The following is a 14,284-nucleotide window of genomic DNA, read 5'->3' as shown; positions in this document are numbered from 1 at the left end:
CTCTCGAGTTCAATTCAGAATTCGAACGCAAGGACCCGCGCGGTTCAAGGCTTGGGCTTCCTGGCGGTCGGCGCCTCGTCGTCCACCTTCTTGCCGATCATGAGGTAGTTGAAACCGCGCAGGAAGAAGTTGCCGTCCTCGGCGGCGCGGCGGAACTCCCCGCTCTCCAGTTTGGAATTCTTGCGGGCCACGCAGATGATGTCGACGGGCTGGAAGAGTTCGCGCATCTGGGCGAAGAGCTCGAAGCCGATGGGCATAAAGATGCCGCCCCCCTTGCCCTTCTCGCCGCGGCGCTTGCGCCAGGAATCGCTGACGTAGATCGCCATGTAGCGGCGGTTGCGCAGGATCCGGTGCATCTGCCGCAGCACCAGCTTCATCGCCGCGTAGTAGTCGCGCCCGCCCGATTCATCGCCGGCGTCGAGCTTGCCGATGCAGCGCGGATCCTCGGAATAGTTCACGTGGGTCGAATAGGGCGGGTCAACGAAGGCGAAATCCACGCTTGAGTCCTCCAGCGGAAGCTTGCGGGCGTCGGCCTGAACGATGTCCTCGCGGAAGGGCGCCAGATCGAATGCGACCGGCTTCCGCTTCAAAAGATTGCACACATCAATCGTGGTGCCGGAACCGCACATTGGATCCAGCACGCTGTCCCCCTCGCGTGTGTAGCGGTTGAGCAACTGCCACAGAACCCACGACGGCGTGGCACCCATATAGTCCTTGTCCCCCTGCATGGTGACGCGGAACCCGTCCTTGTCCACGGCGTCGAAGTGCTGGCTCGGGTATTCCCAGAGCGTTGTCGCGAATAACTTCAGCGCCGGCCGGGGCGATGGCTTCATGGCGCGAGTCTATTGCAATTTCCTTGGGCTCATTTTCCAAATTCGTTCTTGCCTTGATCGAGAATGGATGTCTACTATGGGCTGCAATGCTGCGTGATTTCGCGCGAATCTTTTGCCTGGCCATGCTGCTCGCGGGAACCTCCGCCCTGCGGTCGATGCATGCGATGTCGCACGCCGGCCAAACGGACCACGCCTCCTGTACCCACGCCGGCGAAACGATTTCGGGGCCAATTGCAGGGGAAATCGCTGCATGTTTTGAAGATTCCAGCGATCATCACCAGGCCCCGAATCCGTTGCAGAGCCATCACTGCGGAGTCTGCGACGAGCTCGCCGCCGCCACGAATGACGCCGGATTGAATTGCGAAACGATGATTGTCGCTCAGGCCGAGTACGCCCGCGACGAGATCAGCATCGGTCAGGCCTGCGACATCGAGTCGCCGCGGGTTGCGCTGGCCAACCCGCCCCCCTCCATCTGAACAACGCCGCCTGAAGCGGTTCCCGTGAAATTGCGTCGCACTTGCGCCGCGCATTTTCTGCGTTGTTCGTTCACCTCTTGAAATCTTCATCTTCAAGATCCTCCTACGAAAGGATGATTCGATGCGCACTCCTCGAGTTCGCCGATTTTTCAGCGGCTTCACGCTTGTTGAATTGCTGGTGGTGATCGCCGTGCTGGCCATCCTGATCGGACTGCTGGTTCCATCGATCAACGGGGTGATGAAATCCTCCCGCGTCACAAAAAGTCTGTCGCAGATCCGCAGCTTGGAGCTCGCGCATCTGGCCTACGCGGAGGCCAACAAGGGCTATCTCGCCGATGCTCGTCTGCCGCACGGCGGCGGAGATCAGGGCATTGGCGAGAGTTTCGTGACCACGCTCCAGCCCTATTTCGAACAGACGGCCGCGATCAAAAGTCCGCTGGATCAAAGCCCGAACTGGTCCGTGGCCGACGGCGGCCAGGGCATTCCGGTGCAGGGATCGACCAAGCGATTCCGCAAGACGAGCTACGGAATCAACGATCACTTGGCAACGGAGTTTTCGCCGTGGGGCGCCATCGATCCTGCGCGCCTGACCAACCGGATGTCACGCATCAGGAATCCGGCGGCGACCGTGCACACTCTTTGCATGACCGAGACCGGCGACTTCGCCGGGGCGGACCACGTCCACGTCGAGGAGTGGGGCGACAGCCCCGGCGCCTACGCCATCGCCTCCACGCAGGTGCAGACCAACGCCGCCGCCGGCAAGGTCGGCGCCGGCGACGCCGTCAGCCCGTGGGGGTTTGCCGACGGGCATGTTTCAACGGATTCATTCGCTTCGCTTTACTTCAATGCATCGTTCAATCATTTCGATCCCTCCGTCTCCTTCAAGCCACAATCTTCGTGGCAGAAAAAGTAATCATGAAAACTTCCTCGCACACATCACATTTCGTCGGATCACTCTTCGTTGCGGTTGCATCGTTCCTTGCCGCGACCGTTCATGCCCAGGATCTGGGCGACATTGTTCCCGTCCGTATCGGCGGCGTGATCGAAACCCGCGAATACATTCCCGACGATTCTGGCGACACGCGGCCGCGGCGCGTTTTCCCCGCGGAATTCGGGGAGTCCGGCGTCGAGCATTCCACCTCGGAGCCCGGTTATGAAGCCCCGCCGGGATCCTTTGACCCCGGCACCCGCATGGGATGGAACGCTCTGGACGGACTCAGGCGATGGGACGGCAGCGACTTTGTGCCGGCCACCGGACTGCAGATGCACATGAGCTACCTGACGCTTCAATTCGACATTCGAGAGAGCGCAGTCAACGGCTTTGATCTGCAAGTGCAGAGCAACGGCGGCATCCACAAGCACCTCAACATGGAGATCGCTGCAGACACCGCACCTCTCCCAGACACCGGCGCCTATCTGATCAAAATGGAACTCTATTCAACCGACTCCAGCGCGGCGGTCAGCGAGCCCTACTGGATTGTCTTCAACGATGGGCTTGCCCCGGAAGAGTTCGAACCCATCTACGCCTGGGCCGAGGCGAACCTTCTCGCCGCTCCATGCCCCTTCGATCTGGACGGTTCGGGCGAAGTGGATGGAGGCGACCTCGGTCTCGTGCTCCTTGACTTCGGTCCTTGCCCTGGCTGCACAACCGATCTAGACGGCTCGGGCGAAGTTGACGGAGGCGACCTTGGCCTGGTGCTCTTGAACTTCGGATCCTGCCCGTGAGTTTTTGGAAGTCTTCACACGAAGCCGCGTGGTGGGCGGATTGGGATGAACACCCGCTCACCACCGGCTTCTTTGCGGAGCATCAACCGTCACTTCGTCGCCGGCGACTGCGATGCGCCTGCTGATGACGCGTACGGCTCGGCCGGCAGAAGCTCCAACATCACTTCTGCGGGCGCCACGCTCTTGGTCAACTGCCCCAAGGTTTGCATCTGGCTCACCATGGTTTTCCACCGCTGCGGATCCATGGAACCCAAGCCGTGGGCCAGCGTCCAAGGCCCCAGCACATACTTGCGCATGCGCTCTGCGGCGATGTTCATGGCCTCAAGCGTCATCGAGGGATTCAGCCTGGCGATGGCGGGGTTGTATTTCGCGGGATCGTTCATGTAGTGGGTCCACCCCGCCCGCATGGCCCGCGCCAGTTTTTCCGCGCTCTCGCGGTTCGCCTGCAACCAGGAGCTGGAACTGCAGACCACCGCGGTCAAGGGGTCGTAGCCGCTCTCCGCGATGTCGAAAACCTTCACCGGAATCTTCTTCAGATCCATCTCCACCGGTTCGGCGGTGACGAAGCACTGCGACGCCGTCTCCGGATCGTTCTGGAAGACGACGAGTGAGCCGCCGTAGGGAATCATTTTCCGCGTCGAAGGACCGTAGGTTTTCTCGAGCCACTTCAGGAAGGGCATGCCCGGCTCCAGGGCGATGGTGCCGGAACCCTTCCACACTTTCTCCAGGCTGTCGGCGCTGCACGCCTGCCGCACCATGAATCCCATCGGAGAGCGCTCGAAGATGGAGTAGGTCGCCACGATGTCGCCGCCCTGCTCGCGCAGCGTCAGCACCTGGTCGCCGCTCACCACGCCCGCCTCGCACGCACCCTGCGCGATCAGCTGCGGCACGCTGGTGCCGGACGCCCCCTTGATGATCTCAACCTCGAGACCCTCGGCCTTGAACAACCCGTCTTGTTCCGCCGCATAGATGCCGCCGAACTCCGGCTCCGGCACCCAGTTCAATTGCAGCCGGATCTTGCGGTTGCCCGCGGCAGTGGTCGGCGCGCTCTTATCGTCGCATGCGGTCACGACGAGGCAGAGGATCGCGAGGAGGCATCGAGCGCACGCGAAGTATTTCATGCGGATCCTTTCATTGCGGTGAGCCGGCGCGGGCTCATCGCGAGAGCGTAGACGCATGCCACTTTCGAAGCGAGAGCCATCCAATCAGGCTCACGATGCCGAAGAGCAGAAAGCCGACCATCGCCGACAAGGCGACGGCGGCGAAGACCAGGTCGGTGCGAGCGCTGCGCATCGCCGCCAGCACCACCATGCCCAGAGGCGCGTCCTCTCCGGCATAACCCGAGACGAATTCTCCCACCACCGTGCCGATCACGGCCAGCCCTGCCGCGATGCGCAGGCCCGTGAAGATGCCGGGCGCGGCGCTGGGCAGTTCCAGCTTCCACCAGCGCGTAAATCGCCGGGCGTGATAGATCGAGAACAATTCCTGCAGCGCGGGATCGGTCGAGCGCAGGCCGTCGAGCGTGTTGGCCAGCACCGGAAAGACCGCGACGATGGCGGCGCTGGCCATGGTGGCCTTCAGGCCGTAGCCCAGCCAGATCACCAGCAGCGGCGCAATGGCCACCAGTGGCACCATCTGAAAAAGCGACGCCAGCGGATAGAGGCCGCGCTGGAGGAAGCGGCTCTGACCCAGCAGGCTCGCAAAGGCCATGCCCAGGATTGCCGCGATCAGGAATCCGAGGCCGGCGCTGGCCGCGGTCGACAGCGTGGCGCGCATGAGCTGGTGCGATTCACCGCACGCGGCGTTGAGAATCATGAACGGTGAAGGCAGCAGGTAGGCCGCAGGGTGAAACACCCGCACCGCGACTTCCCACGCCAGCAGCAGCGCCAATGCCGTGAAGATCGGGGGCAGCGCCACGCGAAGAAGATTTTTCATCGGACGCCTCCTTCCCCGCATCGAAGCACAGCCGCGATGATGCGGGTCATCGCACGCCTCCAACCGGTTCGCCGCAGTTCCGCGTCATCTGTTGGTAGACATTTTGGCAGAGGGAGACGAACTCCATCGACGTTCGCCAGCCCTCGGTCATGGAAAGTCGAATCGGCGTCGGGGGCAGTGTCCGCCCCGGCTTGCCCTTCATCACCACGACCATCTGCGCCAACGAGACTGCCTCCTGGATGGAGTGCGTCACCAGAATCGCGGTGGTCCCGCTTTGACGCCAGAGCCGGCGAAGCTCCTCGTCCAGCGCCAGGCGGGTGACCTCGTCGAGGGCGCCAAAGGGCTCGTCCAACAGCAGGAGCTTCGGGTGAGTAACCAGCGCCCGGGCCATGGCGACGCGCATGCGCATGCCGCCCGAGAGTTGCGCCGGCATCTTGCACTCCGCGTCCGCCAATCGCATCGTGGCCAGCATTTCCCGCGCGGCTCCTCGCCGCTCGGAAGCGGAAGCGCCTGCCAATTCCAGCGGCAGCGCCACGTTGTCCAGCACATTGCGCCAGGGCAGCAGCCGCCCTTCCTGGAAGCAGAAGCTGATGTCGCGCACCCCGGGCGAAACGCGGCCGCCTTGTCCGTCGACGTACTCGATGGTGCCGCTGGTGGCGCCGAGCAATCCGCCGATCAATCGCAGCAGCGTGGTCTTGCCTCCACCGGAATCCCCGACGATCGCCAGAAACCCGCCTGGGCTCACCGCAAAATCGGCATGCTCGATCGACGCAGCGCCGTCGAAGGCATGTGCCACCGCGCGAACCTTGACGCCGAGCCCGACGGCAGATTCGGACGCCGTCACCGGAGGAAACCCCGCGGACGCGGAATCGGCCGCCTTCGGAAGCGGCTCACTCGACTTCGATTTCCACGCTGGTCGCAGAGGAGGAGCGCGGCAGCTTGGCCTCCAACAGCGTCTCGAGCTCCTTCGGGTCCGTGCCGCTGGGGATGAAGACCAGCGCAATCACCTGGCGCTTCTCAATCATGATGGAGGAGCTCTTCACGCGGCAGTGCATCATCTTCAGCGCATCGACCGCGGCCTTGTAGGTGTCCTGCAGATTGCCCTTCTCGCCGACGCGGATCTTCACGCGGGCGCTCAGGTGCATCTCCAGCCAGAGGATCAGCAGCCAGGCGAAGACGGTCACGAAGACGGCCGTGGCCCATTGGCCGAGTCCGCAGGAAAGCCCCAGCAGCACGCACAAAATGGCCTTGCCCGTGATCTTCGGGTTGTCCAGCACCGTGCGGAAGCGGATCAATCCGCCGATGCCGAAGATGACCAAGGCCATCGCCGAGTTCACCTGGACCAGCTCGGCCACCACGGCTCCGACGACCGCCAGGACCACCAGCGACTTGCGCTCCTCGTGGTCCGAGAGCGGGTTCAGCCGGGTGCTGCGGCGCGGATGCTGGGCAATGAGCATCGCCAGCAGCACGCTCAGCAGCAGGCTGGCGAAGAGCTTGACGATGAACCAGGTGTGGAAGAACCGCTCGAACGAGCTGGTCATGTCATGGAAGGAGCCGTTGTTGGTCGGCACGGCGGGCTGATTGTTCTGTGTGTCGGTGAGCAGTGCGGCGACATCCTTCTCGGCGAAGGCAAGATGGGCCAGCAGCAGCACGGGGACCAGGACGAGTAGGGTGCGGACAAATTTCATGGATTGATGACCTCTTCCTTTATAGGGTATCTTTTCAAGGCCGACTTTGCCGATGGAGTCAATTTCCAAGGAGACCTCATGTTCCAGGCCGCCACATTGAACCGCGCCCTTGTCCTTGCGCCACTTCTGGTCGCGCTCGCGCTGGCCAATCCTTCCTTCGCGCTTCGACAGAACGACGCGAACGCGCCGGGCCAAACCGACAAGCACAAGGACAAAGACAAGGACAAGGACAAGAAAGACAAGGACAAGTCCGGCGTGCCGGGGAAGTCCGGGCACGACCATGAGCCGGCGCCCACGGAAATCGCCTGGCTGATGACCATGCACGGGGAGGACGGGAAGCCGCAAACCATCCAGGCAATCACGGGCGAAGGCCAGTTGAAAGGATCGGTCCTCGGACCCATTCCCAACGGCCCCGCGGGCCCAGTTCCGCACGATCTGCGCGGCATGGCGATCCTTCCCGATCAGAGCATTCTCGCCATCAACGCCTTCATGAAGGATTCGCGCATTCTTCACTTCGGCCCGCCCGAGGCGAACGGCGTGCGTCCCTACATGGGCGACTTCGTGAAGCAGGGACCTGCGAATCCCGCCATGCTGCACAGCTACGCGGTCGCGATCTCACCCGAGGGCGACATCTATGTGAGCAACCAGGACACCAACACCGTCACGCGCTACGCGGGGCCGGGCCGCGACAACGCGGGCACGCCGATGCCTCCGCCAACCTCGCTTGCAGGTTTCAAGAATCTTGCCCCCGGCGTCTTCATCGCGAATTCGCAGACCAGTCCGGTGGGCTTGGCCGCGGTGCGCGGCATCTGCTTCGGGCCGGACGGCTATCTCTATGTCGCCGACCGCGACGGCTCGCGCGTGAGTTGCTATGACCGAAAGACCGGTGATCGGGTGAAGATCGTCGCCGGAGAATCCAACGGCCTCAAGAAGCCGATCCAGCTGACCTTCACGCAGGATGGCAAGAGTCTTTTCATCGGTGACGATGGAACCGGCGAAGTCTTTCGACTCGACATGGACACGGGCGTGTGCAGTGTCTTCGTCAAGGCGGGCGAATCGGGCTTGAAGGCTCCATCCGGACTTGTGGTCAGTGCGAAGTGGCTCTATGTGGGTAGCCGCCTGACCAAGCAATTGCTTCGCTTCAAGATCGAGGATGGCAAGCCTGACACCAAGCCCTTCGTGGAGAATCTGCCCGACCATCCCGAGTTCATCCTGCATGTGATTCCGCCGGTCGATCCCGCAAAAAAGCCCTGATTCATTTGCCGCGCTTCGCCTGCCACGAATCGAAGGTGGCCTGACGCGCGATCATCCAAAGCCGGTGCCCGCATCCTTCGCGGAACTCGAAGGCGTGCGATCGCTTGGACAGGTCGCGCGCCGCGAATCCCGCGGGCAGCCGGCCCGGTTCGAGTTCGATCTTGCGCGAGTTGCTGCTGAACCAGATCGTCCCGCTTTCAGAGAGCCACGCGGGCAGACTGCCGAGGAGCCCCGGCCAGTCGCGATCGATGCTGAAGCTGGAGGCCTCCATCTTTTTCGAATTTGAAAATGTCGGCGGGTCGCAGACGATCAGGTCATAGCACTCGCCCGACTTCGGTCCCTTGTCCAGCCACGCCAGACAGTCGGCCTCGACCAGACGGTGGGTCGTGCCGGCGTCCCAACCGTTGAGCCGCAGATTGCGAAGCGCCCACGCCTGGTAGGTGGCGCTCATGTCCACCGTGGTCGTGGCCACCGCTCCGCCATCGATCGCATAGCAGGTGAAGCTTCCGGTGTAGGCGAAGAGATTCAGCACGCGCAGCCCCTTGGATCGCTGCCGAACCATGTCGCGAGTGGTGCGGTGATCGAGGAATAAGCCGGTGTCCAGATAGTCGCTCAGGTTCACTTCGAAGCGAAGCCCCTGCTCGCGCATCACCCGCAGCGCGCTTTGGGCGGCGACTTTCTGGTACTGCCCCTGCCCCTCCTCGGCGCCCTCGCGGCGGTTCTTCTGCCGCCGCCTTTCCTTCACGAAAAGTTTCTCCCGCGGGATTTCCAGAGCCGAGCAGATCTCCTCAATGCAATGGGCCTCGTGAATGTCCTGCTGAGCCTCGGTCTCATCCTTGGTGCGGGGGTGGAGCCATGCCACCACTTCGCCGCCATACCAGTCGACCACCGCGGGGTACTCGGGGATGTCCCGTTCATAGAGCCGAAAGGCGTCGATCTCCGCCTTGGCCGCCCACTTCCTGAGTTGCCGCAGCCTTTTGGCCAGCCGATTGGCAAACATGCCCCCACCCTAGCGGAAGTCGTAATTTCGGGCATTCAGGTCAAACTGGGCTCGCTCCAGCGTCTGAGAACCATGCTCCAAACCTCATTTTCCCCTCATTTGCCCTATCGCCCCGCTGCCGTTACTCTTCTAGCCCACGGAATCCACGGGAGATTCCATAACTTTTACAAGGAACCACTTAGATGATGAACCGACTCCGCCGGAGCCTGAACCTGATCGCCACTTTCGCGCTGCTTGCCCTGTTCGCCACCCCCGCATTCGCCGGTGAGGCGGACCTGAAGGTGCCCTCCGTCGACCTTGCCAACTTCAAGTTCGGCAGCTCGGTAATCCAAGGCAACTACCTGATGATGATGGGCCTGCTGGTCTGCGTTCTGGCGGGCATCTTCGGCTGGTACCAGTATGGCCAGACCAAGAGGCTTCCGGTGCACAAGAGCATGGCGGATGTCTCCAACATCATCTGGGAGACCTGCAAGAGCTACCTCTGGCAGCAGGGCAAGTTCCTGGCCCTGCTCTGGATCCTCATCGGCGCCTGCATTTTCTACTACTTCGGCTACCTCGAGCACAAGGATGCCTTCTCGATCTTCGTGATTCTTTCCGCCAGCGTGCTGGGCATTCTCGGCTCTTACGGCGTGGCTTGGTTCGGCATCCGCATCAACACCATCGCCAACAGCCGCACCGCTTTCGCCAGTCTGAAGGGCCAGGGCCTGCCGGTGCTTGCGATTCCTTTGCGCAGCGGCATGAGCGTCGGTTTGCTGCTGGTCAGCGTCGAACTGTTCTTCATGATCATGATTCTGAAGTACCTGCCGACCGCCCTGGTGGGCCCGGCGTTCATCGGCTTCGCCATCGGCGAGAGTCTGGGCGCCAGCGCACTTCGCATCTGCGGCGGCATCTTCACCAAGATCGCTGACATCGGCGCCGATCTCATGAAGATCGTCTTCAAGCTTCCCGAGGATGATCCGAAGAACCCCGGCGTCATCGCGGACTGCACCGGCGACAACGCGGGCGACTCGGTCGGCCCGACCGCTGACGGTTTCGAAACCTACGGCGTCACCGGCGTGGCGCTGATCGCCTTCCTGGCCTTGGCCATCGGCGACAGCAACGGCCAGCTGGGACAGACCATCTGCGCCAAGCTCATCGTGTGGCTCTTCGCCATGCGGGCCTTGATGATCGTGACCAGCTTGCTGAGCTACTTCATCAATGAAATCATGTGCTCCGCACGCTTCGGCACCAAGAAGGATTTCGATGAGGAAGCCCCGCTGACCAGCCTGGTGTGGATCACCTCGATCGTCTCGATCGGCGTGACCTTCCTCGCCAGCTGGGCCCTGCTTGGCCAGTTCAGCGAGACAGTGGTCCTGGGCGAACAGGCCGCGGTTGCGGTCAACAGTTCCGGCCAGGCCGTCGTCGGCACCGTGGTCGACACCGCCACCTACAGCTACTCCAGCCTGTGGTGGATTCTTTCGGTGATCATCAGCCTCGGCACCGTCGCCGGCGCCCTGATCCCCGAGTTCACCAAGGTCTTCACCAGCACCAACAGCCGGCACGTCAAGGAAGTGGTTCAGGCCAGCGCCCAGGGCGGCGCCAGCTTGAACGTGCTCTCCGGTTTCGTGGCGGGCAACTTCTCCGCGTTCTGGAAGGGTCTGGTCCTCGCGTCGCTCATGGCCCTGGGCTGGTGGGCGAGCAACAACCCGGACATCCAGCACCTGATGCCGGCGAAGTATGACTTCGCGGCTCCGATCTTTGCCTTCGGTCTCATCGCCTTCGGATTCCTGGGCATGGGTCCGGTCACGATCGCGGTGGACAGCTTCGGTCCGGTCACCGACAACGCCCAGAGCGTCTTCGAGCTGAGCCAGATCGAGAAGATTCCCAACATCCGCGAGGAAGTGAAGCGCGACTTCGGCTTCGAGCCGAGCTTCGAGAACGCCAAGCACCTTCTTGAGAAGGGCGACGGCGCCGGCAACACCTTCAAGGCCACCGCCAAGCCCGTGCTCATCGGCACCGCGGTGGTCGGTGCAACCACGATGGTGTTCGGCATCATCCTGATGCTCGACAAGCTCTATGGCGACGTGGTGAGCAAGCTCTCCATCGTGCGGCCGGAAATCCTGCTGGGACTCCTGGTCGGCGGCTCGGTGATCTACTGGTTCACCGGTGCCAGCACCCAGGCCGTGGTGACGGGCGCCTACCGCGCCGTGGTCTTCATCAAGGAGAACATCAACCTCGAGAAGGCCACCGCCAGCATCGAGGACAGCAAGGAAGTCGTCCGCATCTGCACGGTCTACGCCCAGAAGGGCATGTTCAACATCTTCATCGTGGTGTTTTGCATGTCCCTGGCCCTGCCCTTCTTCAATCCCTACTTCTTCATCGGCTACCTGGTGGCCATCGCGTTCTTCGGATTCTTCCAGGCGATCTTCATGGCCAACGCCGGCGGATCCTGGGACAACGCCAAGAAGATCGTGGAAGTGGACATGCGCATGAAGGGCACTGACCTTCACGCGGCGACCGTGGTCGGCGACACCGTTGGCGATCCCTTCAAGGACACCAGCTCCGTCAGCCTCAACCCGGTCATCAAGTTCACCACGCTGTTCGGTCTGCTCGCGGTGGAAATCGCGGTGCAGGAGCAGGTGCAGCCCTACAAGAACTGGATCGGCGGCGTGTTCTTCGTCATCGCGCTGATCTTCGTCTATCGCAGCTTCTACAGCATGCGGATCCCGACGGATGTGAAGAAGGCTTAGATCCCTTCTCCATAAATTTGAAGACGGCGGCCTACACTGTGGACCACGAATGAAGTGCTCGTTCCACATCGCATGTCTGGCCGCCGTCTTTTTCTTTTTCGCCGCGATGGGGACGAGCGCGATTTCGCCGGCCGAACTCGCGGTTCATCAGGGGCAGGCACCGGCTGCAAGCCCGCCCCCCGCCGTTGCCAATCCGCAGGCTCCGTCGGATGAACATCAGGGCGGCGCTCCCGCCCCGCAAATGCCCAAGTGGATCGCCGAGGGCATCGACCGCTACGGAGCGATCACGGTCTTCTTTGCCTTCATCATCAGCGGCGTCGGCCTGCACCTGAGCGAAGACCTGATCCTGATCCCGGCGGGTTGGATCTCCGCCAACGATCCGCGGTTCTTCTGGGAGCTGGCACTGGCCGCCTATGCCGGCATCGTGCTGGGCGACCTGGGCTGGTTCCTGATGTGCCGCACCTTCGGGACCCGCATCGTGCACAGCCGCTTCTTCAAGCGCATGTTCCATCCGCGGCGTCTGCTGGAGGTGAAGCACCAGATCGACCAGCGCGGCGTGGTGGTGCTGATCGCGGCGCGGTTCATTCCCGGCACCCGGACGCCGGTGATCACCATGTGCGGTGTGCTCCACATGGCGACCTGGAAATTCATGCTGGTCGAGGGGATCTGCGTGCTCTTCTCCGCGCCGCTGCAGATGGCCATCGGCTGGCTGGCTTTTCATGCCGCGGCCAAGGCCGGCGTGACCGACATCTTTCATCAGATCATGGTCGCGGTTGGAGTGACTTTGGCGGTCGTGATCGGACTGTGGCTGGTGCACAAGGCGATTGACCGGCGCAAATCGAAGCGCCATCCGCCGCGGGCCAAGGTGGCCTGGCTGAGGACTTTTCGGGTGGAAGCCAAGGCTTCGTCCGCAGGCTGAATGCCGCCAACGGCCGTGTGGCTCGCCGCGGGCGTCGTCGTTGCCAGCGGATCAAAGGAACGGTATGTTTGAACGTTCGCGTCGGCGTTTGCATGACATTTCAGGGCGGTTACTCAAGTGGTCAACGAGGGCAGACTGTAAATCTGCTGGCTTAGCCTTCGGAGGTTCGAATCCCCCACCGCCCATTCCCAGTTTTTGCGTGCTGCTGCGCACTTTCGTATCTGTTCGCAAAGCATCGGAGAAACAAGACACATTTGATTGTTTCAGCGATTCGGCGCGTCCGTGTGCGGACGGGTGCTTCGCCGCATTTTGGACATTGAGTGCGCCGCTTTTTGCGCCGCCCGTCACAAGGTCAAAATGGGCATCCCGAACTTGAAGGTAGTGCTGCGCTGCGATCATCGGACTATGACCTAGCCAGCGTGCGGCTGAATGGGCTGGGACTCGTTCCACCCAATCAGTCGCGCAAGATGCCCGCAAATTTTGGATAAGCCGTGGCCAAGGTTTAAGACCCGCCCGAATGATGATTTTGGTGAAAGTCGTTCGTAAGTTGGCCGATGAATTGGGCAATCTTGGAATGATCGCTTCGGCTCCCGGCTCGGCATCGTCAAACAGTGCTTGCAGAATCGGCATGACCTCTTGTGAAATGGGGACAAACCGCATGGCATGGCCTTCGTGTCCAGCAGTCTTGGGGCTTCGAACCGTCAAGCGGCTAAGTTCCCAATTCACATCGCTCCATTTCAAACCGACCAATTCGGACGGGCAGCGAAGCCCCGCATAGCGGCAAAGCGTCAGAATCCCCCTCCATTGGTCATCGGGACACTCAGCAAGTATCGCCGTCATCATTTCGCGAGTGACATAAAACGCCCGCTCTTGGTTTGACTGCATCCCAGCCCGCAAATCAGCAAATGGGCTTTTTGGAATCATGCCCCATTTGATCGCTTTATTGAAGATTGCCTTGGCGACATGCACACGCTTGGCAACGGTTGCAACGGCAAGTTTTGATTCGGAAATTGATTTACGCCAGCCGTCCGCATCCGCAGTAGTCAACTTGGCAATGGGTACTTGACCGCCGAAGTAATCGCGCAGGCTTCCCGTGGTTTGTCGATATGCGGCCCGCGTGCCGTCTTTGACTATTGCCGTCGCATCGAATTGATGCAAAAGATTGTCCAGCGAGATAGTCGCAGCGCTCTCGCGTGATTCAACAAGCCCAACCCCCACCAGGCGAGTGTGCATCGAGTCTGGCAGGTCGCGCAGCCATGCGGACAATTCCCCGTCTAGTGGTGTTCCAGTGGTTCGAGCGGTTCGTAGCGCCTCAACGCGCAGTTTGAATGACTCAGCCGCCTTGGTCGATACCAAGCCCAGCCGAATTGTGCGGCGCTTGCCTTGGTCATCCGTAAATAAAACCCGCTTTGTACCGTTTGCATCGCGTGAAATGCTTGCCATGACTCACCCTGCCTTTCGTTTGGATTTTTTGACTGTCAGCCGTAGACCCAGCGGGCCGGCGATTTTGTCCAGGATCGCGATATGCATACCCCGGCCATTAACAAACTTTGAGAGTGCCGCTTGCGAAACCCCGCTTCGCTTTGCGAGTTCGTACCGGCTCATGCCGCTCGTTTCGATTGCTTTGCGTACTGCATCGCTGATCTTCATAGGCTCAATTGTATCACTTGCTTTCTGTTTGTCAAGTAGTGTCATTGGATTTCCTCATTGATCGAAGGCTCATTG

13 protein-coding genes, 1 tRNA gene and 1 pseudogene are annotated in these 14,284 nt (G+C 61.4%); 7 read left to right on the top strand and 8 right to left on the bottom strand.

Features of this window, described 5'->3' with window-relative positions:
* Positions 1-44: 44 nt before the first annotated feature.
* Positions 45-833: a site-specific DNA-methyltransferase gene (locus K8R92_01145; GenBank protein ID MCE9618498.1), complete on the bottom strand. Its 789-nt coding sequence runs from the start codon at positions 831-833 to the stop codon at positions 45-47.
* An 86-nt stretch (positions 834-919) separates the two neighbouring features.
* On the opposite strand from K8R92_01145, the gene K8R92_01140 reads away from it, so the two are divergent.
* The 3 genes from K8R92_01140 to K8R92_01130 all read left to right on the top strand — a co-directional run bounded on the left by K8R92_01140 (position 920) and on the right by K8R92_01130 (position 3,034).
* The gene (locus tag K8R92_01140; protein ID MCE9618497.1) at positions 920-1,309 is read left to right on the top strand and encodes a hypothetical protein; all 390 of its coding nucleotides are present in this window, start codon (positions 920-922) and stop codon (positions 1,307-1,309) included.
* A 121-nt stretch (positions 1,310-1,430) separates the two neighbouring features.
* Entirely contained in the window at positions 1,431-2,222 is a 792-nt protein-coding gene (locus K8R92_01135; GenBank protein ID MCE9618496.1) for a type II secretion system GspH family protein, read from the top strand.
* Between the two features lie 2 nt (positions 2,223-2,224).
* Positions 2,225-3,034: a hypothetical protein gene (locus K8R92_01130; GenBank protein ID MCE9618495.1), complete on the top strand. Its 810-nt coding sequence runs from the start codon at positions 2,225-2,227 to the stop codon at positions 3,032-3,034.
* A gap of 89 nt (positions 3,035-3,123) precedes the next feature.
* On the opposite strand, the gene K8R92_01125 is transcribed toward K8R92_01130, so the two are convergent.
* The 4 genes from K8R92_01125 to K8R92_01110 are packed head-to-tail and all read right to left on the bottom strand — an operon-like array spanning position 3,124 to position 6,657.
* Positions 3,124-4,155 carry an ABC transporter substrate-binding protein gene (locus tag K8R92_01125; GenBank protein MCE9618494.1) on the bottom strand — a complete coding sequence of 344 codons (1,032 nt, stop codon included), beginning with the start codon at positions 4,153-4,155 and terminating at the stop codon, positions 3,124-3,126.
* Between the two features lie 34 nt (positions 4,156-4,189).
* Positions 4,190-4,969, bottom strand: coding sequence for an ABC transporter permease (locus K8R92_01120; GenBank protein ID MCE9618493.1), 780 nt, complete (start codon positions 4,967-4,969; stop codon positions 4,190-4,192).
* A gap of 46 nt (positions 4,970-5,015) precedes the next feature.
* The gene (locus tag K8R92_01115; protein MCE9618492.1) at positions 5,016-5,813 is read right to left on the bottom strand and encodes an ABC transporter ATP-binding protein; all 798 of its coding nucleotides are present in this window, start codon (positions 5,811-5,813) and stop codon (positions 5,016-5,018) included.
* A 46-nt stretch (positions 5,814-5,859) separates the two neighbouring features.
* Complete coding sequence (locus K8R92_01110) at positions 5,860-6,657, bottom strand: hypothetical protein (protein MCE9618491.1); 798 nt, start codon at positions 6,655-6,657, stop codon at positions 5,860-5,862.
* Between the two features lie 78 nt (positions 6,658-6,735).
* Here K8R92_01110 and K8R92_01105 point away from each other — a divergent pair, with 78 nt between their 5' ends.
* Positions 6,736-7,911 carry a hypothetical protein gene (locus tag K8R92_01105; protein MCE9618490.1) on the top strand — a complete coding sequence of 392 codons (1,176 nt, stop codon included), beginning with the start codon at positions 6,736-6,738 and terminating at the stop codon, positions 7,909-7,911.
* Position 7,912: 1 nt separating this feature from the next.
* On the opposite strand, the gene K8R92_01100 is transcribed toward K8R92_01105, so the two are convergent.
* Complete coding sequence (locus tag K8R92_01100; GenBank protein MCE9618489.1) at positions 7,913-8,911, bottom strand: class I SAM-dependent methyltransferase; 999 nt, start codon at positions 8,909-8,911, stop codon at positions 7,913-7,915.
* A 185-nt stretch (positions 8,912-9,096) separates the two neighbouring features.
* Here K8R92_01100 and K8R92_01095 point away from each other — a divergent pair, with 185 nt between their 5' ends.
* From K8R92_01095 to K8R92_01085, 3 genes are all read left to right on the top strand, one after another.
* Positions 9,097-11,640, top strand: a complete 2,544-nt coding sequence (locus K8R92_01095; protein MCE9618488.1) for a sodium-translocating pyrophosphatase — start codon at positions 9,097-9,099, stop codon at positions 11,638-11,640.
* 49 nt (positions 11,641-11,689) lie between these two features.
* Positions 11,690-12,559, top strand: a complete 870-nt coding sequence (locus tag K8R92_01090; protein MCE9618487.1) for a DedA family protein — start codon at positions 11,690-11,692, stop codon at positions 12,557-12,559.
* A 103-nt stretch (positions 12,560-12,662) separates the two neighbouring features.
* Positions 12,663-12,744 (top strand) — tRNA-Tyr (locus K8R92_01085).
* A gap of 178 nt (positions 12,745-12,922) precedes the next feature.
* On the opposite strand, the pseudogene K8R92_01080 reads toward K8R92_01085, so the two are convergent.
* Both K8R92_01080 and K8R92_01075 read right to left on the bottom strand, forming a co-directional pair.
* Positions 12,923-14,002 (bottom strand): annotated as a pseudogene (locus tag K8R92_01080) (site-specific integrase).
* 3 nt (positions 14,003-14,005) lie between these two features.
* Entirely contained in the window at positions 14,006-14,254 is a 249-nt protein-coding gene (locus tag K8R92_01075) for a helix-turn-helix domain-containing protein (protein MCE9618486.1), read from the bottom strand.
* Positions 14,255-14,284: the final 30 nt, after the last annotated feature.

It is taken from the genome of Planctomycetota bacterium (assembly GCA_021414025.1).
Classification (GTDB): Bacteria; Planctomycetota; Phycisphaerae; order Phycisphaerales; family SM1A02; genus SYAC01.
The sequence above is the reverse complement of the archived record's forward strand: the minus strand, read 5'-3'. Positions and strand labels throughout refer to the sequence as shown.